This window comes from Methylobacterium sp. E-041, assembly GCF_022829665.1.
Lineage (GTDB): Bacteria > Pseudomonadota > Alphaproteobacteria > Rhizobiales > Beijerinckiaceae > Methylobacterium.
This window is the reverse complement of the sequence record NZ_JAKSYQ010000180.1, coordinates 28,001-49,079: the sequence shown is the minus strand read 5'-3', so window position 1 is coordinate 49,079 and position 21,079 is coordinate 28,001. Positions and strand designations below refer to the sequence as shown.

The following is a 21,079-nucleotide window of genomic DNA, read 5'->3' as shown; positions in this document are numbered from 1 at the left end:
GCTCAGGCGCTGACGAAGCGGCCCGACGCTCGCGCGGGTCGGGCATCGGCCTCGGCCAGCACCAGGATCGCGCGGCCGGGCAGCGGCACGATCGCGTCCGCCGCGTGCGCGGCGGCGTCCGGTGCGACCGCGCCGGTGGCGGCGGTGGTGTCGAGGACCGGCTGCCACGGGCCGCCGATCACCGCGGCGAGGCGAAAATCGCAGGGCTCGGGATCGGCATTGATCAGGATCAGGATGCGGCCGTGATCGAGGTCGTTGCCGATCTGCATCCCGAAGGCGCGACGGCTCTCGTCGGCCCAGGCGTCGGAATTCATCTCCGCGCCGCAGGGCGAAAGCCAATGCACGTCCCGCAGGGTGCTCCCAGGGGCGATCGGCGTGCCGTCGAAGAACTGCCGACGGCGAAGGGCCGGCCTTTCCCGACGCAGGCGCGTGAGGTTCGAGAGGAAGGCGCCGAGATCTGGGTCGGGATCGGTCGACCAGTCCATCCAGCTCGTCGGGTTGTCCTGGCAATAGGCGTTGTTGTTGCCGCGCTGCGTGCGCGAGCGCTCGTCGCCCATCAGCAGCATCGGCACGCCCTGCGCCAGCATCACGGTGGCGAGCAGGTTGCGCTTCTGGCGGGCGCGGATGGCGAGGATCGCCGGGTCGTCGGTCGGCCCCTCGACGCCGTAGTTGCGCGAGACGTTGTGGCCGTGGCCGTCGCGGTTGTCCTCGCCGTTCTCGGCGTTGTGCTTCTCCTCGTAGGCGACCACGTCGGCGAGCGTGTAGCCGTCATGGGTCGCGGCGAAGTTGATGCTGGCGAGCGGCGAGCGGCCCGACGGCGCGAACACCTCGCGCGAGCCGGTCAGCCCCTGGGTCAGCTTGGCCAGCTGGCCGGCATCGCCGCGCCAGAAGCCGCGGGCGGCGTCGCGGAACTGGTCGTTCCACTCGCTCCAGCCGCGCGGATATCCGCCGAGGCGATAGCCGTTCTCGCCGAGGTCCCAGGGTTCGGCGATCATCTTCACCCGCGCCAGCACCGGATCCTGCGCCACCGCCTGGAAGAATGCGGCCTCGGCCGAGAATGCGGAGGGCGCCCGGCCAAGGCTGGTGGCGAGGTCGAAGCGGAAGCCGGCGATGCCGTAGGCGGTCGCCCAGTGGCGCAACGAATCCATCACCATCTGCATCACCCGCGGGTGGGCGACGTCCAGGGTGTTGCCGCAGCCGGTGCAATCGACGTCGCGGCGGGGATTGTCGGGGTCGAGCTTGTAGTAGCTGGCGTTGTCGATGCCACGGAACGACAAGGTCGGCCCGGTATGGCCGGCTTCGGCGGTGTGGTTGTAGACCACGTCGAGGATCGTCTCGATGCCGGCGGCGTTCAGCTCGCGGATCGCCGCCTTCAGGCCGCCGAGGCCGCCGTCGCCGAGATAGCGCGGATCGGGCGCGAAGTAGCCGAGCGGCGAGTAGCCCCAGAAGTTCACCAGCCCCTTGTCGACCAGGAAGCGGTCGTCGGCGAAGGCCTGGATCGGCAGCAGCTCGAGCGCGGTGACGCCGAGCTTCCACAGGTGCTCGACGATCGCCGGATGGGCCAGCGCCGCGTAGGTGCCGCGCTCGGCCTCCGGCACGGCCGGATGGGTCATCGTCAGCGCCTTGACGTGCGCTTCGTAGATCACCGTCTCGGAGAGCGGGCGGCGGATCGGCTGCAGCGCGAGGTTCGGAACCTCCGGCGCGGTGACGACCGATTTCGGCATGTAGACCGCGCTGTCGCGCCGGTCGATCTGATCCTCGCGTTGCAACCCGCGGCGGTGGCCGTACAGGGCGTCGTGCCAGCGGATCCGTCCACGGATCTCGCGGGCATAAGGGTCGAGGACGAGCTTCGACGGATTGAAGCGGTGGCCGCGCGCCGGCTCCCAGGGCCCGTGCACCCGGTAGCCGTAGAGCTGGCCCGGCAGGACGCCGCGGAGGTAGCCGTGCCAGATGTCGTCGCTGCGGCAGGGCAGGCGGATCGTGCGGCTCTCGTGGCGCTCGCCCGGCTCGAACAGGCAAAGGTCGACCGCAGTCGCGTGCTCGGAGAAGAGCGCGAAGTTGACGCCGCGCCCGTCGAAATGGGCGCCCAGAGGCGCGGGCACACCGTCGTCGACGGCGATCATGCGTGACTGCGACACTGGATGGTCCCCCCGGCCCGGAGCCGGTGTGGACGCATCCGCGATCCCGGATCAAGCCGCCGGGCCGCATGGGCCGTGGAGAACGACGACGTCCGCCCCGAGATCACTCCGCCGCGGCGGCCGTCGTCGGCGGCTCGCGCTCGACGGTGCGGAAGTTCTCGAGCTCGGAGAGGAAATTGCGCGCCCACCAATCGACATCCTCGCGGGTCATGCGCTCGACCATCGGCTTCCAGCGCTCCAGGCGCTCGCTGCGCGGCATGTACAGGGCCGTCCGGATCGCCTCCGCGACCTCGAAGCGGTCGTAAGGGTTCACCATCAGCGCTTCGGGCAACTGCCGTGCCGCACCGGCGAATTTCGAGAGCACGAGCACGCCGGGATCGTCCTCGCTCTGGGCGACGACGTATTCCTTCGCCACGAGATTCATGCCGTCGCGCATCGGCGTCACGAGGCCGACGCGGGCGGCGCGATACAGCCCGGCCAGAACCGGGCGCGGATAGGCCTTGGTCACGTACTGGATCGGCGTCCACGCCGGGTCGCCGAGCGCGCCGTTGATCTCGCCGACCGTCTCGTTGACGGTACGCGAGAGCTGCTCGTATTCCGGCACCTCGCTGCGGGACTTCGGCGTGATCTGGATGTAGGTGACGTTGCCGCGCTGGTCGGGGTTCGAGGCGAAGAAGCGCTCCACCGCCTCCATCCGCTCGGGCACGCCCTTGGAATAGTCGAGCCGGTCGACGCCGATCAGCAGCTTGCGGGTGCGCAGGCCCGCCATCGTCTCGCGCACCACCTTGTTCGAGCCCGCCTTTTCCGCCGCGTCCTTGAAGCCGGCGACGTCGATGCCGATCGGGAAGCTGCGGATCCGGGTCCGGCGCCCGTCGACCATCAGCGAGCCGCCGCCGAGCGGGATCGCCCGCAGGGTGTCGATCAGGTTGCGGGACAGGTTCTGCACGTCCGGGTCGGTCTGCAGGCCGATCAGGTCGTAGTCGGCGATGGCGCGGAGCAGGTCGTTGCTCGCCGGCAGCGTGTTGAACACGTCGGCGGCCGGCCACGGGATGTGGTGGAAGTAGCCGATCGGGTTGGCGAGGCCGAGGCCGCGAAGCTCGGCGGCCATCGGCAGCAGGTGGTAGTCGTGGACCCAGATGATGTCGTCGGGCTCGACGAGCTTGGCGAGCGCCCGCGCAAAGATGCGGTTGACGCGGCAATAGCCGGCATAGTCCGAGCGCGAGAACGCCCCGAGACCGAGCCGGTAATGCATGATCGGCCACAGCGCCCGGTTGGCGAAGCCGGCGTAGTATTCCTTGTGATCCTGTGGCGAGAGGTCGACCACCGCGTACTGGACGCGGTCCCGATCGATCAGCGTCGGTTCCTCGGACGGCTCCTCGCTGATGTTGCCGCTCCACCCGAACCAGAGACCTTCGTAGGCGGTGAAGGCCTCCTTCACGGCGACGGCGAGGCCGCCGGCGGCGACCGCCTTGCCGCCTTCTTCCGGAACCGCAACGCGGTTCGATACGATCACAAGGCGTGCCACTCAGGTGGGCTCCGGATCCTCAAGCGCGCCGGCGTGGAACGCGCAACGTCAACGTTTCTTGCCATCGTGAACGCGCGAGAGGTCGGCGCGATCCGTAGCGTTAGCCAAGCGCGAATGACTGCCGCGGGTCAAGCGATCGTTTGCGGCCGTCACGACGAAATCCGGGGCCTGTCCCCGCATCCGTCCCCGCCGCGCGGGGCGGCGGAGGCAGGAGCGAACCTTGGCCGATCGCCCCTGAACGGAGGCTGAGCCGCGGATGTGCCGTCGTCCCCGGAACCCCCGGACGTGGACGATGTTACTCAGGCGAACATCGCCCCGCTAAGACCTCGTGTTCGAAGGAGTCCCCTCATGGCCGCGTCCGAGATCCCCCACCCCGATCCGGCCAAGGCCGCAGCCAGCGAGCAGGCCGAGTGGCGCGGCCTGAAGGGCGACGTCGAGGGGTTGGCCGACGTCGCGGCCGAGCGCGGGCGCGGCCTGATGGATGCAGCCCGGGTTCAGGCGCAGACCTTCGTCGAGGGCCGCAAGAACGACGCGGCGCAGTCGGTCCACGATCTCGCCAAGACCCTGCGCGATTCGAGCAAGGACTTCGAGGATCGTCCGAACATCAAGGCGTTATTCGACAGCGCCGCTGACGGCCTGAGCCAGCTCGGCGGGTCGATCGAGGCGCGCAGCTTCGCCGACTTCTACGGCGAGGCCGAGGCCTTCGCCCGCCGTGCACCGGTCGCGGTCGCGGTCGGAACGTTCGTCGCCGGCTTCATCGCCGCGCGCTTCATCAAGTCGTCGAGCCTGCCGCCGGAAGGCGACGCCCGCGACAGCTTCCGCGCGTGAGCGGCCCGGCCATGTCGACCGGATCGCAGACCCCACCCCCCGGCTCCTCCGGTGCATCGCCCGCCGGCAGCATCCAGAGCCTCATCGGCAACGCGCTGCGCGAGACGAACGACCTCGCCCGCAAGGAGATCGCCCTGTTCCGCGCTGAGATGGCGCGGAACGTCCGCTCGCTGATCATCGGCATCGTCTGCCTCATGGCTTCGGCGGTCTTCTCCGTCGTCGCCCTGCTCGTGCTGATCGGCGCCTTCGTGAAGTGGCTGGCGACGATCGTCGGCTCGGAATGGCTCTCGGCCCTCATCGTCGGCGGCGTGCTCATGGTCGTCGCGATTGGGATGGCACTGTGGGGACGCAGCGCCCTGTCGTTCTCGACGCTCACGCCCACCCGTACCGGCCGGCAGGTCCGCCAGGACGCCCGCGCCCTTTCCGAGAGAGTGTCCGGATGAGTTCGATGAACGAGATGGAGCGGGACATCGAGGAGAGCCGCGCGCGCCTCGACGAGACCATCGACCGCATCCAGGGCCGCCTCTCGGTGTCCAGCCTCGTCGACGAGATGCTCGGCAACGCCCGCCGCGCACCCGCTGTCAGCGGTGCCTACGACGGAGCGCTCGAGGCGGTCCGCCGCAATCCGGTTCCCGTCCTGCTGATCGCCGCCGGCGTCGGCTGGCTGCTGCATCGGATGTCCCAGGACGCGACGCGCCGCCGGACGCAGGCTTCAGCCGAGCGCGTCCCGGTGCTTAACGACGGGGCGGCCCGGGTCTACGATCCGGATCTGCCCACCCGCCAGCCGAAACCCTCGCTGATGGACGAAACCCGCGCCTGACGGGCCGCCACCTGCGGACATTGCCAGCCGCGTACGAGTTCTGAAGGATCACGCCATGAGCGATACGAGCAAGTCGGCCACGACCGACAACCACCTGCCGGACGACCTCGCCCGGGCCGCCGCCGCGAAGGTCGACCAGGGCCTGCACGCCGCCGGCCTGGACCCGGTCCACCTCGACCCGCATGCGAAGGCGGCCGACCACACGCTGCGGGCGGATCCCACGGGCCTCCGCGATCCGATCGGACGGCCCGACGCGTCGCCGCACGATCATCAGGCCGGTCCCGGACCCGATGTCGGCAGCGTCGCCGGTCAGGCTCGCGCGGCGGCGGGCGATGCGGCGGATCGGGCCGCGGACTTCGCCGATCGCACGCGCGATCGCGCCGCCGACTTGGCCGACGACGTCCGCGATCGCCTCGGCGGTGCGGCCGACGAGGCCCGCAACTGGGTCTCCGGCGTCCATCGCGACCACATGCGCCGGATCGACGACGCGGTGGTGCGCGGCAGCGACCGGCTCGATCGCGGTCGCACCGCCGTCGAGCAGTTCGTGACCGAGAACCCGCTGCTGGTCGGCGTCGTCGGCGTCGCCGCGGGCCTGCTTCTCGGCGCGTTGCTCCCGCGTACGCGCCAGGAGGACCGCAACATCGGTCCCTATGCCGACGAGGTCCGCGACCAGGGCCTGCGCTACGCCCGCGAGTTCACCAGCCGTGGCCGCGAGTTCGTCGAGACCGCCCTCGACCCGGACAACATCCAGACCGCGGCGCAAAAGGCCGGCCTCAAGACCGAGCCCGCGTATGAGGGCGAAGACCGTACCGCGTACCGGCTCTGAGCCGGCGCGATCGACCCGATCCGAGAGGCGGCACCGCGAGGTGCCGCCTTTCTTCGTTCTCGACCCTCGCGCCGAGAGACGGTAGGCACGCGACCATGAAGACCGCCGATTGCAACATCCTGATCGTTCCGGGCCTTGGCGGCTCGGAAGAGGGCCACTGGCAGGCGCGCTGGGCCGGCCGCATGTCGACCGCCCGCGTGGTCGAGCAGCAGTCCTGGCATGCGCCCGAGCCCGAGGCCTGGTGCGGTCGCGTCGTCCAGGCGGTCGCGGCCGCGACTCGGCCCGTCGTCCTCATCGCCCACAGCCTCGGCGTCGTCGCCTGCGTCGAGGCGGTGCCGAAGCTTCCCGAGGGCCGCGTCGTCGGAGCGCTGTTCGTGGCGCTGCCGGACGTCGAGGAGACGCCGAACCTGCCCGACAGCGTGCGCGCCTTCGCGCCGCTGCCGCGCGCGCCGCTGCCGTTCCCGTCGCTCTTGGTGGCGAGCCGAACCGATCCGTACTGCCGCTACGAGCGCGCGGAGGATTTCGCCGCGGCCTGGGGATCGGCCCTGGTCGACGCCGGCGAATCCGGCCACGTCAACGTCGCGAGCGGCCATGGGCCGTGGCCCGAGGGGCTGATGCGGCTCGCCGGGTTCATGAAGGATCTTTGAGCCCGTCGGCTCGATCGCGCCCGGCGGTTAACCTCTCGTTTACCCAAGCCCGCGCTGATGGATGCCGGATCACGGGCGATCCGGCCCGCGGGAGATCGACGTGACGCGAAAAGAGCTTCTGGTGCGACTGGACGCCGTGCAGACGGCGCTGGGCGAGCGCGCCCACACCTCCTTCAACAGCTCGATCTTCGGCGACGCCGCGCTGCTCAAGCGCATCGAGGCGTTCGAAGCCCAGCTCGTGGCCGTCGAGAAGCCGAAGGTCGCCGACTACACCGGCAACATGTTCACCCGAATCGCCAACCGCCGCAACGCCGAGGCGGTGCAGAAGCGCGCGCAATCCTGAGCATCACGGCTTCGGCTCCGGCTCGGCCGGGCGGAGAAGCTCGCCGGCGACGTCCGACAGGCGCGGCGGAGCCTCGCGCACGAACGGCAGCGGGCGGCAGACCGCGAGGGCCGCGAGGCCGAAGCGCGCGGTCATCAGGCCGTTGAGCACGCCCTCGCCGAGCTTGGCCGAGACCCGCGCCGCGATGCCGAGGCCGAGCACCTGCTGAATCATGCTCTCGCCGACCGCCATTCCGCCGGTGACGGTCAGGTGGGCGAAGGCGGCTCTGGCCAGGCGCAGGAAGCCGAGGAAGCCCGGGCGTCCGCCGTAGATCGCCGCGATCCGGCGCAGCAGCCGCACGGCGGAATAGATCACGAACGCCACGTCCACGATCGCCCGCGGGCTGAGCGCGGTCACGCCCGAGACCTGCTTGGCGGCGGTGGCGATGGCATTGCGCGCCTGCCGGTCCAGCGGGCTCAACAGCTCGTGCTCGGCGAGGCCGATGCGATCGTCGACGTCGAGGATCGCGTCGGCCGAAGCCTCGAGCCGCTGCCGGCCCGCCGCCAACGCCAATCGATCCGCATAGAAGGCGGCGAGATCCCGAACCACCCCCTGCGCCGCACTGTGATCGCGGGTCGCGATCGCCGCGACGGCGGCCTGGCGCAGGTGCTCGATCTTGCGCTCCCGCCACAGCCCGCGCACTTCGCGCACGACGATCGCCAGGAGAGCGAGGCCGGCGAGCGCCAGGAGCGCGAGCGCGACGCCGCCGAGCCAGGGCGCCGCCTGGAACAGATCGGCGATCAGCCGCTCGACCGACAAGCCGACCCCGAGGGAGACGAGGCCGCCCGCGGCCGACAGCAGCAGGCCGCCCCACGGAACGCCGCGCGACTTCGCCACCGGCACGGGCGTGCCGTCGGCGGCGTCGAGGATCTCGACCGGATCCTCGACGATGCGGACGCCGGTCGGGGCGGCCGGCATCGAAGGGATTCCCTCGACGGCCGGGGGCGCATCGGCACTGGGGATGCGGAAGGCGCGCGGGCGCTGGGTCGAGCTCACGGCATCGTCCTCGGGGTTCTCGTCTGGGCCGCCATCACGTCAGCCTGTCGCCGATCAAGAACTGCATGGCCCGGTCGAGGCGGATCTGCGGCAGGTGGCCGGGACGCCCCAGCGCGTCGGGCTTGATCGATGGCGGGCGGAATCGCGGGAACCGCAGCGAGCCGGGCTCGACCGCGCCCTCGAGCACCGCCTCCGGGCGGGCAGGGAGATGGCCCGGGAACACCGCGGCCTCGGCCGTCCCGTCGAACACCTCGTCGCCGACCGTCTCGCCGGCCTCCGGCGTCCCGGCGACGGCGCGCAGCACGGCGTCGCCGTCGTGGATCGTGGTCTCGCGGGTGGCGCGGACCGACGCCAGGGCCACGGTGCCGACACGGGCGCCGGCGGCCTCCGTCCGGCGCATGGCGCGCGACACCAGCAGGCGCAGCAGCGCTTCGAGCCGATCGTGGCTGGTCTGGTGCAGGTGGTCTGCCTTCGTCGCGGCGAACATGATCCGGTCGGCCCGCGGTGCGAACAGCCGCGAGAGCAGCGTGTTGCGGCCGATGTTCAGGCTGAGCAGGACGGAATCCAGCGCCTCCTCCAGCTCCGCCAGCGCCGCCGGCCCGGCATCGACGGCGGCCAGCACGTCGACCAGCACGATCTGTCGGTCGACGCGCTGGAAGTGATCGCGGAAGAACGGCACGACGACCTTGGCCTTGTAGGCCTCGAAGCGCCGCTCCATCAGCCCGGCGAGCGTGCCCGGCGCGATCGTCTCGGGCAGCTCGTCGAGCGGGGCGAAGGTCAGGGCCGGCGAGCCGGCGAGGTCGCCCGGCATCAGGAACCGGCCCGGCGGCGTCGTCGCCACCATCTCCGGGCCGGCGCGGAGAGCCGCGAGATAGGCGGTGAAGGCGGCGCTCGCCCGCTCGGCTACCACCTCGTCTAGAGGCCCCGCCGGATCGAGCCCCCTCAGCATCGCGAGCCACGGCGCGGCCATCCCGCCGCGGCCGGCGCGCCGGGTCCCGGCGATGGTCGCCCGCGACCACGTTGTGTAGCTCTGCTCCAGGAGCGCGAGATCGAGCAGCCATTCGCCGGGATAGTCGACGACGTCGAGCATCAGCGTGCCCGGGCCGGAGCGCCAGCCGCCGGCGCGCTCGTACTCGATCGCGAGCCGGAACTGGCTGATCCGATCGGTGGAACGCGGCCAGAGGCGGGACTCCGTCAGCGCCGAGAAATGCTCCTCGAAGGGAAAGCGCGGAACGTCGTCGTCCGGCTGCGGCACGAGGCGGGCGCGGCGCAGGCGTCCCTCCTGCGCCGGGGCGAAGGCGGGGAGCGCATGGCTCTCGACGAGATGGTGGATGAGGGCGGTTGTGAACACGGTCTTGCCCGAGCGGGCGAGCCCGGTGACGCCGAGCCGCAGAGTCGGCTGGATCAGGAAGTCGCTCGAAGCTTCCGCGAAGGCCTTGACCGCGGAGCCGGCACGCGCGGCGAAACTCTGGATGGGCAAGGGCGGGCTCGGGGGCTCGGGAAACGCGAAGGGCCAGCCGGTCGGCCGTCGCCGCTCAGGTGGCGCGGGGAGGGGGCCGCGACAAGGCTCGGTGAAGGCTACTTGGCCGCATCGGCCGTCGCCGCGGGGGTCGGACCGAGCCGGGCGATCGCCGCCTCCACGAGGGGCGGACCCGCGTGCAACGCGCCGAGCTCGACCCCCGACATCGCGCGCATGACGGGGGCGAGGTTCGGCAGCGGGCTGCCGTCGGGCGAGAACAGCGCGAGGTCGTCCGTGGCGCGCAGGCCCACGCTCCTGGCGATGGCGGCCGCGTAGTTGCCGATCCGGACCTCGTCGTTGCCGCAGAGCGGGGCCGGTGCACGCAGATCCCCCATCGCCAGGCCGGAGACCATCATCGGCAACAGGGCCGAATCAGCCACGAGGCGGTCCGGCGACGGCACCTTGCGGTCGAGGAGCGCGGCGGGATCGTCCGCCCCGCGCGGGGCCGGAAACCGTACGGTCGGCGTCGGCCTGTCGGCGAGGCCGGTCGCGATATCCGCGACGGGTTTCTGCATCGCCCTGGCCTGGATCGACGGGCGCCGGGCCGGATGGCCGCTCATCCGGGCGAGCGGCGACCAGGGCTGCACCCGCAGGGCGGTGCGCGGCGCCCGCGAGACGCCGCGCCGGGCGCCGCCGGGAAGGTGGCGCGCCAGGAAGCGGGCACGAAGCGTGCCCCCGATCCCGCGCGGCGCGAGGGCGGTCGGCTTGGCCCTGGCCGCAAGCGGAGCGGTGGAGACGCCGCAGGAGGCCGGCGCCCAGCGGCGGACGATCGCCAGGGCCGTGCGGCGTCCATAATCCCGGTAGTATCGCCGGAGCAGCCCGGCCGCGGCGTCGGCGCCGTCCGCCGCGGTGGCGAAGCCGGTATGCCCCTCGGCGTCGGCACCGATCTCGCCCGACCAGCGCGCGCTCTTGATGCACCAGTAATTGTTGAGCTTGGCGCAGCGTGCGACGTAGGCCGGCTCGGTGGGTGCCACCTGCGCGACCAGGGCGAGCGAGACCGGCCGAAGCTCGGTACCGGCCTGGGCCCGCCAGTTCGAGACCGCCCGCGCGACGTGCTGATAATACGGTGCCGCCTCGACCGACGGCGTCTGCAAGCCGACCGCGTGCGCCCGGAGCGCGTCAACAGACCCTTCGGCCAGCGGCGGCAGCGTCGTCAGGAGAAGGAGTGCGGCGAGGAGCACGGGCAGCCGGGAGGAAGCGTTGCGGACGACCAGGAACGGCCGGGGCGCATGGACGGTTCAGTTCGTCGAGACGGGTCGCAATGCGGTTTCGGGCGCCGACTGGTTACGGGTTGAGAATCGCCAGCGCCGCCGCGTGCATGCGCGGATCGCCGGCGGCGACGATGCGGCCGCCGCCGGTCGCGGGACCGCCGTCCCAGGCGGTGATGACGCCGCCCGCACCCTCGACGATCGGGATCAGCGCGACGATGTCGTAGGGCTTCAAGCCGGCCTCGACGACGAGGTCGATCTGGCCCGAAGCCAGCATGCAATAGGCGTAGCAGTCGGTGCCGTAGCGCGACATGCGCACGCGACCCTCGATGGCCCGGAACCGATCGGCTTCCGCGTCGTCCGTGAACAACCGCGGATCGGTGGTGGCGAGCATCGCCGCCGACAGGTCGGAGCAGCGGCGGGTATGGAGCGTGCGCTCGCCGCGCAAGCTTCGCAGGCGTGCCGTGCGTCCATCGCCGGTGAAGCGCTCGCCGAGATAGGGCTGGTGCATCAGGCCGCGCACGGCGCTCCCGTTCCGGGTCAGGCCGATCAGGGTTCCCCAGGTCGGGATGCCGGTGATGAAGGCGCGGGTGCCGTCGATCGGGTCGAGCACCCAGACGCATTCCGCGTCGAGCCGCTCCGAGCCGAACTCCTCGCCGAGGATGCCGTGGGCGGGAAACCGCCCGCGGATCATGTTGCGCAGGACCAGCTCGGCGGCGCGGTCGGCCTCGGTCACGGGATCGAACGCGGCCGTGCCCGCCGCCTTGTCGGTCAGCGCATACTGGGCACGGAAGAACGGCAGGATCGCCTGGCCCGACGCGTCGGCGAGATCGTCCATGAACCGGCCGAGTTCGACGACGCTCATCGGCTTTTCCCCGTTCGATCCTGCATCGCGGCAGGAAGGCGGGTTTCGGCCGTTTCCGTCAAGCCTGCGCAGCCACCGGCATGGGGGATGGCTCCGGCTCGGCGTGCACATGGGCCAGCACCGTGTCGACGGCGCTGCCGAGCGACGAGACGTGCTCGGCCGCCGGGATGCTGCCGCGGCCGGCGGCATCGTCGTCCGCCTGCCACAGCCCGACGACGATCGGGACGTCGGGCATCCGGCGCCGAAGGCGATCGACGAGCCGTCGCAGGTGCCCCGGCTCTCCGCTGATCGCCAGGGAGACGATGCAGGTCATCTGCGCCTCGCCGGGGTCGAAATCGGCGATCTTCGCGCGCGACACGTCGCCGAACGGTACGATCCGCGTCCCGAGCCCGCGCTTGGCGAGGAGCTGTGCGAGGATCGCGGCCGCCGGCGTGTCGATGAAGCCCCGCCCCGCGACGCACAGCACCGCGCCCTCGCGAGACCACGCCGGCGGGATCGCCTCCCGGCTTGGCTGCGCCACTTCGGGATCGGCCTTCGCATCCCCCTCGGCACCGTCGTCGGCATCGGCCGCAGGCGCGGCGGGAACCCGGTCGTCGCGCTCGGCGAGCGCGTCGACGAGCTCGCTGACGGAGGCGCGGATGTCGGTCTTCTGCTCGAGGGTCAGCACGCCGCGGGCGGCGTCGCGGGCGGCGAGCTCGAGGCCCTTCAGAACCACGTCGTCGTAATAGGCCGACAGCGAGCAGGTCTGCAGGATCAGCTCGGCGTGCTCCTGCGCCTCTTCCGGGTCGTCGGCGAGGATGCGCTGGTAGAAGTTCTCGACCGGCGTCAGGGCCGCGCGGTTGCCGAACAGCACGTCGAGGAACTCGAGCTTGTCGATGTGCCGCCCCAGCACGACGAGGCAGACCGTCAGCGGCGTCGAGAGCAGAAGCCCGACGGGCCCCCACAGCCAGGTCCAGAAGAGAGCCGAGATCAGCACCGCGAACGGCGAGAGGCCGGTGGAATGGCCGTAGAGCATCGGCTCGACGATCTGGCCCGTCAGCGGTTCCAGCACCAGGAACAGGATCGCGGTGGCGATCACCATGTCCCAGCCCGGATCGACGGCCGCCGCCAGCAGGAGCGGCAGCAGGGCCGAGAGGAAGGCGCCGATATACGGCACGAACCGCATCATCGCCGAGACGATGCCCCACAGCACCGGGTTGGGCACGCCGATGACGTAGAGGCCGATGCCGACCACCAGCCCGAAGGCGGTGTTGAGCGCCAGCTGCACCACGAAGTAGCGGCTGAGCCGCCGCGCGGCGTCGTCCATCGCGACGGTGGTGCGGTGCAGGTCGCTCGATCCGGCGAGGCGGATCATCCGGTCGCGCAGGTCCTCGCGCTGCATCAGGACGAACAGCAGCACGACGAAGACGATGCCGGTGGTGGCCAGCGGCTGCATCACCGGGGAGAGCAGGGTGCTCGCCGTCTCCAGCGGGCCGGGCGGCGTCTGGCGCATCTCGACGAGGACGGGGGCCGGTTCCGAGGCCGGCCGCGCCGGCTTGGTTTCGGGGCCGGGCTTTGCCTCCGCCTCGGGCTTCGGCGCCTTCTCGGTGTTGCCGGCATCGTGGATCGCCCGGCCGATATTGGCGACGTAATCGGTGAGATGCGCGACCGGGCTGTCGCGCAGGCCCTCGATCTTGCGCTCGATCGTCGAGCGGTAGCGCGGCGCGTCGCCGACGAGGCCCGCGACCTGGACGCCGATCAGCGTCGCCAGGGCGGCGACGATGCCGAGGGTGAACACCACCGCGGAGCCGACCGCGACGACGCGGGGCAGGTGCCAGCGGCGCAGGAGCGCGACCAGCGGCCCGAGCACGAAGGACAACAGAACCGCGATGACGATCGGGATGAAGATCTCGCGCCCGACATAGAGCGCCGCGATGATGATCGCGCTGACGAGGACCGGTGAGACCAGCGCCGATTTCGGCGTCTCGGCGGCGGCGATCCGGGTGGGAGACGGCACCGGGATGGGAGGGTCGTCTGTCTTCGTCGCCATGCCGCCACCGAACCGTACGCTCACGCCCGCAACGCCCGTGCTCTCGCCGGTGCGAACGGGGAACGGCACGGCGCCGCGAAACGATCCCTCCCGTTGCGGCGGGTTTTCACGGGCTCGTGATCGTCAGGCTTGCGCAACCCCTGCGCGAATCACGTCGCCGACATCCTTGAGCGTATCGAGCGACCAGCACAGGCTCATCACCCGGCGGGCCTGCGCCGCGGGCAGCACGCCGTTGGCGAGATCGGTGAACTTGCGCTCCAGGGCGGCGTCGCTCATTGGACGCTCGACGCTGCCGATCGCGTGCTCGATGCGGCGGTGCAGCGTGCGCCCGTCGGCGAGCGTGACGGTCATGTCGACCTGTGCCGCCGCGATCCCCGGCGTGACAACCGGCACGACCTTGTCGCGCAACGCGACGACGACGGGATCGCGAACGGCGCGGTCGCTGAACTGCTTTTCGCCGGCCGCGCCTTCGACCAGCGCGACGGCGACCGCGTGGTAGATGCTGAACTTGCCTTCCAATCCCGCCTGCGGGGCGGTCTTGCCGGTAAGCTCAAGCACGAGGGGATGCACCTTCAGGTCGACGCGCGCGATCTGCTCGGGCTTCAGGTGCTCCTCGTCGCGAAGCTGGATCGCGGCATCGATTGCCGGATGCATGACGATGCCGCAGGCGAACGGCTTGTAGGTGTTGAGCAGGCTCTCGTACCGCGTGCCGAGCCCCTCGGTGATCTCGCGATAATCCTGCTTGGTCGAGACGGTGTTGGCCCAGCCACGCTTGGCCTCGATCATGCCGTCCGACGAGGTGAAGCCCTTGGCCGCGAGGATCGCGGCGAACAGGCCGTTGGCCGCGGCGCGGCCGGGGTTGAAGCTCTTGTTCATCGAGCCGAACGATTCGCGTAAGCCCACCGGCTGCGAGGCGGCCAGCCCCAGGGCGAACACCATCTGCTGCTCGGTGAGGCCCATCAGCTTGCCGGCGGCGGCCGCCGCCCCGAACACGCCGGCGGTGCCGGTGATGTGCCAGCCGACGTCGTAGTGGTTGGGATAGACCGCGTTGCCGATCCGGCACTCGGTCTCGATCCCGAGCACCAGCGCGTCGAGGAAGTCGCGCCCCGAGACCGGGTGCATCTCGGCATAGGCGAGGATCGCCGAGGCGACCGGGCCGGCCGGGTGGATGACGGTCTTCAGGTGGGTGTCGTCGTAATCGAAGATGTGGCTCGACACGCCGTTGAGGAACGCCGCGTTCATGATGTCGAAGCGCTCGGTGCGGCCGAACAGGCCGGCCTGGGGCGGCCCCGAGAACGGCGCGAGCGCGGAGACCGCCACGTCCAGCGTCTCGTGATGCGAGCCGCCGATGGCGACACCGACCCAGTTCAGGAAGGTTCGCGTCGCCTCCCGGCGCACCGCCTCGGGCAGATCCTCGAACCGGGCGTTCACGACCCAGCGCGCCAGCGTGCGGGTGACGTCCTTCGCCTCGGCTGGCTTCGGTGCAGGAGCATCCGCGGCATGTGCCGAACCCCCGAGTGTGGGGCCTGCGAGCGCCAGACCCGCTGCTCCAATCAGCGCGCGTCGATCGATCCGTGACATGGCGTCCGCGTCCCTGCTGTTCCGGCTTGGTTCGCGCGCCTCCTCGGGAGGCGACACGCCGGTGTCGGGGCGAGACATAGCGCACGCCGACCGCGAACGGAGACCACGTGATTTCAATCTTGGGTCTGTGACACAGCCTTGATAGAAGCTGCGCCGGGGGCCGGCGCGATCGGCCGGCTCAGACCACCACCGCCATCGCATCCTGAGCGCCGACGCCGAACACCCGCTTGTAGCGCGCGACGGCGTCCGCCGGCCCCTGCGCCTTGGTCGGGTTGTCGGAGATCTTCACCGTCGGGCGCCCGTTGGCATGGGTCACCTTGCAGACGATCGAGATCGGATCGAGCCGGCCCTCCGGCACCAGCCCGCGAAAATCGTTGGTGAGGAGGGTGCCCCAGCCGTAACCGATCCGCAGTCGCCCGTAGAAATGCGCGTGGATCCGCTCGATCGTGTCGATGTCGAGCCCGTCGGAGAAGATCGCGAGCTTTTCGCGCGGGTCGGCGCCGCGGGAGCGCCAGAACGCGATCGCCTCCTCGCCGCCCTCGATCGGGTCCTTCGAATCGATGCGGATGCCGGTCCAGTCGCCGAGCCAGTCGGGCGCGCCGGCGAGGAATCCGGTGGTGCCGTAGGTGTCGGGCAGCACGACGAGAAGGTTGCCCTCGTAATCCTCCTGCCAGTCGCGCAGCACGTCGTAGGGCGCGCGGACGAGCGCCGCATCGTCCTCCGCCAGGGCCGCGTAGACCATCGGCAGCTCGTGCGCGTTGGTGCCGACCGCCTCGACCTCGCGGCGGAGCGCGATCAGGCAGTTCGAGGTTCCGAGGAAGCGCTTGGAGCCCAAGCCCTCGTCCATCGCCTGCACGCACCAGTCCTGCCACAGGAAGCCGTGCCGGCGACGGGTGCCGAAATCGGCGATCGACAGGTCGGGCAGCTTGCGCAGGCGCTCGATCTTCTCCCAGACCCGCGTCATCGCCCTCGCGTACAGCACCTGCAGGTCGAGCTTGCCGAGGTCGCGCAGCACGGCGCGGGAGCGCAGCTCGTTCAGGATGGCGAGCGCCGGCACCTCCCACATCGTGGTCTCGACCCACGGTCCGTGGAAGGTGAGCTCGTACTGCCCGTCCCGCGCCTCGAGCTGGTATTCGGGCAGCCGAAACCCCTCGAACCAGGCGATGAAATCGGCCGACAGGATGCGGCGGCGCCCGTAGAAGGCGTTGCCGCGCAGCCAGGTCGCCTCGCCACGCGACAGGCGCAGGGAGCGGGCGTGATCGAGCTGCTCGCGCAGCGCGCCGGCGTCGACCTCGTCGGCGATGCGGATGCGGGTCGTGCGGTTGTTGATGCCGAAGGTCACCGCCACGTCGCGGTGTCGGCGCAGGATCGTCTGCGCCATCAGCAGCTTGTAGAAGTCGGTGTCGAGCAGCGACCGCACGATCGGGTCGATGCCGAAATTGTGGTCGTGCACCCGCCGCGCGAGATCGAGCATGTCTTTGGAACCTCGGGGCGGGCGTCACGGAGCCCCGAGGGCGCATGACCGGCGGGCCGGTGTCAACGGAGGCGGCGGCGCGGGCACGAAAAAGGCGGCGCGCCGCACCGGGCACGCCGCCTGTCGTCGCGAAGGCGGCTCAGGCCGCCGCGATCAGGCGAGGTCGACCTTCTTGGTCTCGGTCTTCGGGCTCTCGCCGGTGAGCGAGGCCTTCACGTAGCCGAACAGGTGCAGCATCTTGCTGTTCGGGCTGTCCCAGTACTCGCCCTGCTCGGGGTGGATGCGGAGCAGCGCCACCTCGGGGTCGTCCTTGCCGTTCGGGAACCAGGTCTTCAGGCTCTCGGTCCACTTGGCGTCGATGATCGTCTGGTCGCTGACGATCTCCGCCTTGCCGGCGATGGAGACGTAGGTCTGGCTCGACGGGTCGGAGTACGACAGGTTGATCTGGTTGTCCCGGCCGATCTCGGCGGTCTTGGGCGAGTGCAGCTTGGTGAAGAACCACAGGTCGCCGTTCTCGTCGATGTCGTTATTCCACATCGGACGGCTGTTGAGCGTGCCGTCGGCGTCGGCGGTGGTCATCATCGCCACTTTGACGTCCTTGACCAGCTCGAACAGCTTCTTCGCGCCCTCGTGGTCGCGGTGATTGCCCTGATGCATCGCGTAGGTCTCTCCAGATGGTGACGGCGCACCGGCTCTCCCTGCCGCCCGCGCCGGCGGTCGTGTCACAACGGATGACGCATCGGTTGGTTCGATCGCCTGCGCACAGGCGCCGCATGGTGGTAGGCCCGCTTCGGCTGGCGTTTCCGGCACGGCTGTTTACATGGGCCGGAACCATCCCTTTCGAGATCCAAAGACGCCGGACGCGGCGAAGGAGGCCGACCGTGGCGATCACCCGAGACGACGTGCTGCGCGCACTGCAAAGCGTGACCATCGATACCGCCGGCACCACCCTTCCGGCGTCCGGCCGCCTGTCGCAGGTGGTCGTCGACCCGACCAACCGCGTGATGTTCTCGATCCTGATCGACGCCAGCGAGGCAGCGCGCTTCGAGCCGATCCGCCGGTCGGCCGAGGGCAAGGTGCTGTCGATGCCTGGCGTCTCGGGCGTGTTCGCGAGCCTCACCTCCGAGCGCGGCCCCGGCATGCCGGAGCAGAGCAAGGCCGCCCCGGTTCCGGTGAATGCCGCGCCGCCGCGTCCCGGCGCGCCTCCCGGCCAGGGGCCGGCCCTGCCGGGAGTCCGCCACATCGTGGCGGTGGCCTCGGGCAAGGGCGGCGTCGGCAAGTCGACCACCGCCTGCAACCTCGCCCTCGCCCTGAAGGCGCAGGGCCTGAAGGTCGGCCTGCTCGATGCCGACATCTACGGTCCCTCGGTGCCGAAGCTGTTCGGCCTGTCCGGCAAGCCGAAGGTGGTCGACAACCGCAGCATGGAGCCGATGGAAGGCTACGGCCTCAAGGTGATGTCGATCGGCTTCCTGATCGAGCCCGAGACGGCGATGATCTGGCGCGGCCCGATGGTGCAGTCGGCGCTGACGCAGATGCTGCGCGACGTGCTCTGGGGCGAGCTCGACGTGCTGATCGTCGACATGCCGCCGGGCACCGGCGACGCGCAGCTCACCATGGCTCAGGCGACACCGCTCTCCGGCGCCGTGATCGTCTCGACGCCGCAGGACCTCGCGCTGATCGACGCGCGGCGCGGCGTGACGATGTTCAAGAAGGTCGCGGTGCCGATCCTCGGCGTGATCGAGAACATGGCGACCTTCATCTGCCCGAACTGCAACCACGAATCGCACATCTTCGGCCATGGCGGCGCGCGGATCGAGGCGCAGCGCCTCGGCGTGCCGTTCCTCGGCGAGGTGCCGCTGAACATGACGATCCGGGAATCGTCCGATGCCGGCCAGCCGGTCGTCGCCGTCGCCCCCGACGGGCCGCAGGCCCAGGTCTACCGCGAGATCGCGCGCAAGCTCTGGGACAACCTGACCGCGGCACCGGCCGGCCGGGCGGCGCCCAAGATCGTCTTCGAATAGGCACGACGATGGCGCCGGTCCTGGGCCTGATCTTGGCCGGCGGTCTCGCCCGCCGCATGGGCGGCGGCGACAAGGTGCTGCGCACCCTCGGCGGCCGGACGCTGCTGGAGCGGATGACCCGGCGCTTGGCGCCGCAATGCCCGGCCGGGCTGATGCTCAGCGCCAACGGCGACCCGACGCGGTTCTCCGGCTTTCCGGGGCCGGTCCTGCCCGACGGCGTCGCCGGCCATCCCGGCCCGCTCGCCGGCATCCTGGCCGGGCTGGACCATGCGGCCGCGTTCCACGCCGACGTGGACGCCGTCGTCAGCGTCTCCTGCGACGCGCCGTTCCTGCCGCTCGACCTCGTCGCCCGCCTCGCCGCAGCCCGAGAGCCGGCTGCGATCCCGGTCGCCGCCTCGGGCGATCGCGAGCACTACACCGTGGCGCTCTGGCCGATCCATCTGCGGGCAGAGTTGCGTGCCGCGCTCGTCGAGCGCGGCGAGCGCCGCGTCGGCGGCTTCATCGGCCGTCACGGCGCCGCGGTGGTGCGCTGGCCGATCGAGCCGATCGACCCGTTCCTCAACGTCAACACGCCGGAGGATCTGAAAACGGCGGAGAGGCTGGCCGCGAACGTCGAGGGATCGAGCGCCACCTGAGAGGGCGTCCGCGCAGGCACGAACGAGTCCAGCAGCCGCGGCTGCGAATCCAGTTCAGACGCTGGGGAGGGATGGTGCCCAGGGACGGAGTCGAACCGCCGACACTGCGATTTTCAGTCGCATGCTCTACCAACTGAGCTACCTGGGCCTTCGCCGATCCGCGTGGCGGCTCGACAGGGCGGGGGTATAGTCAGTGCCTCCGGACCTGTCCAGCCTGATCCGACGCATCGGCCGGATGATTTTCCCGCTATTCGTGCTCGGGTTTCCGGGCGGGCGGCAACGCATCCTCGTCCTCGTCATCGGCGGCCGGGATCACGTAGCGGTCGCTGAGCCAGCGGCCGAGGTCGATGTCCGAGCAGCGCTCCGAGCAGAACGGCTTCAGCTTCGGATCGGCCGGCTTGCCGCAGATCGGGCAGGGGGGCAGCTTCGCGACCGTCGTCATGCCATCGCGCCCCAGCCGGCCCGCACCGGGAATCCCTCGCCGTCGAGGAGCGCCATCGTCTCGTAGAGCGGCAGGCCGACGACGGCCGAGTGCGAGCCGACGAGCTTGACGACGAAGGCGCCGGCCAGCCCCTGGATCGCGTAGCCGCCGGCCTTGCCGCGCCATTCGCCCGAGGCGAGGTAGCTGCTCATCTCGCGCTGGGACAGGCGCTTGAACCGCACCCGGCTCTCCACGATGCGCTCGCGCCGCGCGCCCTTCGGCGAGAGCAGGCAGATCGCCGTGAACACGCGGTGCTGCCGCCCGGAAAGCAGGCGCAGGCAGTCGGCGGCCTCGTCGGGCACCTCGGCCTTGGGCAGCACGCGGCGGCCGACCGCGACCACGGTGTCGGCCGCCAGCACCCAGCTCTTCCCGCCGTGCTCGTGGAGGTGGAGCGCCCCTTGCGCCGCGGAGAGCTTCAGCCGCGCGAGCCGCCGGGCGAGCTCGCGTGGCGATTCGGACTTCAGCGGCGTCTCGTCGACGTCGGCGGGAAGCAGGGCGTCCGGCTCGATGCCGATCTGCTGCAGGAGCGCGAGCCGGCGCGGCGAGGCCGAAGCGAGGATCAGCCGCGCGGGATTGTCCGCGGGCGCGGCCAGGGGGGAAGGGGCGTCCATGGATCTCGGATCGGTCCTCGGCCGGCGCCGCCCACCGGAGGCGGACGCCGCACGCATCGTGGGTGCAGGTCCGACGGTGATAGTGGAACGGCGTCGCCATGGGAACGGATACGGCGGCGATGGCCTGCGCGCGGCGATCGTGTGGCCGCTGCCGGAGCATCGCGTGCCGGGCTGCCGCCCGAAGAAGATGTTTCGCGGTGCCCGTCCATGACCGCAGGACCATCGACCCCGTGGACAACGTCGGCGGCTCTGCTATGGTCCAGCTGCGCTGCCGAAACGCGGCCCGGCGCGGGCGTAGTTCAGTGGTAGAACGTCAGCTTCCCAAGCTGAATATACGGGTTCGATTCCCGTCGCCCGCTCCAATCCGATCGTTCCGCCCCTTTCGAATCGGTGGTGTGTCCCCCTCTCCTTTCGAGGAGGCGCGACGCACGCAGGTCGGGTCGAAACGGTCCTTACCGATGCCGGTGCTTAGAGCGCTGGATCGGCCGCACGA

At 70.8% G+C, this 21,079-nt stretch carries 20 protein-coding genes and 2 tRNA genes; 9 read left to right on the top strand and 13 right to left on the bottom strand.

What is annotated here, in order from left to right; all coding sequences use genetic code 11:
* Positions 1 to 2 precede the first annotated feature (2 nt).
* Both glgX and MKK70_RS16490 read right to left on the bottom strand, forming a co-directional pair.
* Complete coding sequence (gene glgX / locus MKK70_RS16495) at positions 3 to 2,123, bottom strand: glycogen debranching protein GlgX (protein ID WP_243949059.1); 2,121 nt, start codon at positions 2,121 to 2,123, stop codon at positions 3 to 5.
* Between the two features lie 118 nt (positions 2,124 to 2,241).
* The gene (locus MKK70_RS16490) at positions 2,242 to 3,663 is read right to left on the bottom strand and encodes a trehalose-6-phosphate synthase (protein WP_147858801.1); all 1,422 of its coding nucleotides are present in this window, start codon (positions 3,661 to 3,663) and stop codon (positions 2,242 to 2,244) included.
* A 348-nt stretch (positions 3,664 to 4,011) separates the two neighbouring features.
* Here MKK70_RS16490 and MKK70_RS16485 point away from each other — a divergent pair, with 348 nt between their 5' ends.
* The 6 genes from MKK70_RS16485 to MKK70_RS16460 all read left to right on the top strand — a co-directional run bounded on the left by MKK70_RS16485 (position 4,012) and on the right by MKK70_RS16460 (position 7,127).
* The gene (locus MKK70_RS16485) at positions 4,012 to 4,491 is read left to right on the top strand and encodes a hypothetical protein (RefSeq protein ID WP_243948932.1); all 480 of its coding nucleotides are present in this window, start codon (positions 4,012 to 4,014) and stop codon (positions 4,489 to 4,491) included.
* An 11-nt stretch (positions 4,492 to 4,502) separates the two neighbouring features.
* Positions 4,503 to 4,934 carry a phage holin family protein gene (locus MKK70_RS16480; RefSeq protein ID WP_243948930.1) on the top strand — a complete coding sequence of 144 codons (432 nt, stop codon included), beginning with the start codon at positions 4,503 to 4,505 and terminating at the stop codon, positions 4,932 to 4,934.
* Positions 4,935 to 4,939: 5 nt separating this feature from the next.
* On the top strand, positions 4,940 to 5,311 hold the full coding sequence (locus tag MKK70_RS16475; protein WP_147727464.1) for a DUF3618 domain-containing protein: 372 nt from the start codon (positions 4,940 to 4,942) through the stop codon (positions 5,309 to 5,311).
* Between the two features lie 55 nt (positions 5,312 to 5,366).
* Positions 5,367 to 6,137 carry a hypothetical protein gene (locus MKK70_RS16470; RefSeq protein WP_243948928.1) on the top strand — a complete coding sequence of 257 codons (771 nt, stop codon included), beginning with the start codon at positions 5,367 to 5,369 and terminating at the stop codon, positions 6,135 to 6,137.
* Positions 6,138 to 6,232: 95 nt separating this feature from the next.
* Positions 6,233 to 6,784 carry an RBBP9/YdeN family alpha/beta hydrolase gene (locus MKK70_RS16465; protein WP_243948926.1) on the top strand — a complete coding sequence of 184 codons (552 nt, stop codon included), beginning with the start codon at positions 6,233 to 6,235 and terminating at the stop codon, positions 6,782 to 6,784.
* 100 nt (positions 6,785 to 6,884) lie between these two features.
* Positions 6,885 to 7,127, top strand: a complete 243-nt coding sequence (locus MKK70_RS16460; RefSeq protein ID WP_147841068.1) for a hypothetical protein — start codon at positions 6,885 to 6,887, stop codon at positions 7,125 to 7,127.
* A 3-nt stretch (positions 7,128 to 7,130) separates the two neighbouring features.
* On the opposite strand, the gene MKK70_RS16455 is transcribed toward MKK70_RS16460, so the two are convergent.
* The 8 genes from MKK70_RS16455 to MKK70_RS16420 form a co-directional block, all read right to left on the bottom strand.
* A complete protein-coding gene (locus MKK70_RS16455; RefSeq protein WP_243948924.1) occupies positions 7,131 to 8,162 on the bottom strand; it encodes a YcjF family protein in 1,032 nt (343 codons plus the stop codon).
* A gap of 34 nt (positions 8,163 to 8,196) precedes the next feature.
* Complete coding sequence (locus tag MKK70_RS16450) at positions 8,197 to 9,636, bottom strand: YcjX family protein (RefSeq protein WP_409568288.1); 1,440 nt, start codon at positions 9,634 to 9,636, stop codon at positions 8,197 to 8,199.
* Between the two features lie 104 nt (positions 9,637 to 9,740).
* Positions 9,741 to 10,862: a hypothetical protein gene (locus MKK70_RS16445; protein WP_243948921.1), complete on the bottom strand. Its 1,122-nt coding sequence runs from the start codon at positions 10,860 to 10,862 to the stop codon at positions 9,741 to 9,743.
* Positions 10,863 to 10,965: 103 nt separating this feature from the next.
* Positions 10,966 to 11,754 carry a histidinol-phosphatase gene (hisN, locus tag MKK70_RS16440; protein WP_243948919.1) on the bottom strand — a complete coding sequence of 263 codons (789 nt, stop codon included), beginning with the start codon at positions 11,752 to 11,754 and terminating at the stop codon, positions 10,966 to 10,968.
* Positions 11,755 to 11,812: 58 nt separating this feature from the next.
* Complete coding sequence (locus MKK70_RS16435; protein ID WP_243948917.1) at positions 11,813 to 13,783, bottom strand: AI-2E family transporter; 1,971 nt, start codon at positions 13,781 to 13,783, stop codon at positions 11,813 to 11,815.
* A gap of 123 nt (positions 13,784 to 13,906) precedes the next feature.
* Positions 13,907 to 15,364, bottom strand: a complete 1,458-nt coding sequence (locus MKK70_RS16430; RefSeq protein ID WP_243948915.1) for an MmgE/PrpD family protein — start codon at positions 15,362 to 15,364, stop codon at positions 13,907 to 13,909.
* 178 nt (positions 15,365 to 15,542) lie between these two features.
* Positions 15,543 to 16,838, bottom strand: coding sequence for a nicotinate phosphoribosyltransferase (locus tag MKK70_RS16425; protein ID WP_243948913.1), 1,296 nt, complete (start codon positions 16,836 to 16,838; stop codon positions 15,543 to 15,545).
* Positions 16,839 to 16,991: 153 nt separating this feature from the next.
* Positions 16,992 to 17,495: a pyridoxamine 5'-phosphate oxidase family protein gene (locus tag MKK70_RS16420; protein ID WP_243948911.1), complete on the bottom strand. Its 504-nt coding sequence runs from the start codon at positions 17,493 to 17,495 to the stop codon at positions 16,992 to 16,994.
* Positions 17,496 to 17,719: 224 nt separating this feature from the next.
* On the opposite strand from MKK70_RS16420, the gene MKK70_RS16415 reads away from it, so the two are divergent.
* On the top strand, positions 17,720 to 18,859 hold the full coding sequence (locus MKK70_RS16415; protein WP_147725998.1) for an Mrp/NBP35 family ATP-binding protein: 1,140 nt from the start codon (positions 17,720 to 17,722) through the stop codon (positions 18,857 to 18,859).
* 8 nt (positions 18,860 to 18,867) lie between these two features.
* A complete protein-coding gene (mobA, locus tag MKK70_RS16410) occupies positions 18,868 to 19,494 on the top strand; it encodes a molybdenum cofactor guanylyltransferase MobA (protein WP_243948909.1) in 627 nt (208 codons plus the stop codon).
* A gap of 72 nt (positions 19,495 to 19,566) precedes the next feature.
* On the opposite strand, the gene MKK70_RS16405 is transcribed toward mobA, so the two are convergent.
* From MKK70_RS16405 to MKK70_RS16395, 3 genes are all read right to left on the bottom strand, one after another.
* Positions 19,567 to 19,642, bottom strand: a tRNA-Phe gene (locus MKK70_RS16405).
* Positions 19,643 to 19,741: 99 nt separating this feature from the next.
* Complete coding sequence (yacG, locus tag MKK70_RS16400; RefSeq protein ID WP_243948907.1) at positions 19,742 to 19,936, bottom strand: DNA gyrase inhibitor YacG; 195 nt, start codon at positions 19,934 to 19,936, stop codon at positions 19,742 to 19,744.
* Positions 19,933 to 20,586, bottom strand: a complete 654-nt coding sequence (locus MKK70_RS16395; protein ID WP_147726001.1) for a Maf-like protein — start codon at positions 20,584 to 20,586, stop codon at positions 19,933 to 19,935. Before MKK70_RS16395 ends, yacG begins: the two co-directional genes overlap by 4 nt.
* 288 nt (positions 20,587 to 20,874) lie before the next feature.
* Between MKK70_RS16395 and MKK70_RS16390 the strand changes: the two genes are divergently transcribed.
* Positions 20,875 to 20,948 (top strand) — tRNA-Gly (locus MKK70_RS16390).
* Positions 20,949 to 21,079: the final 131 nt, after the last annotated feature.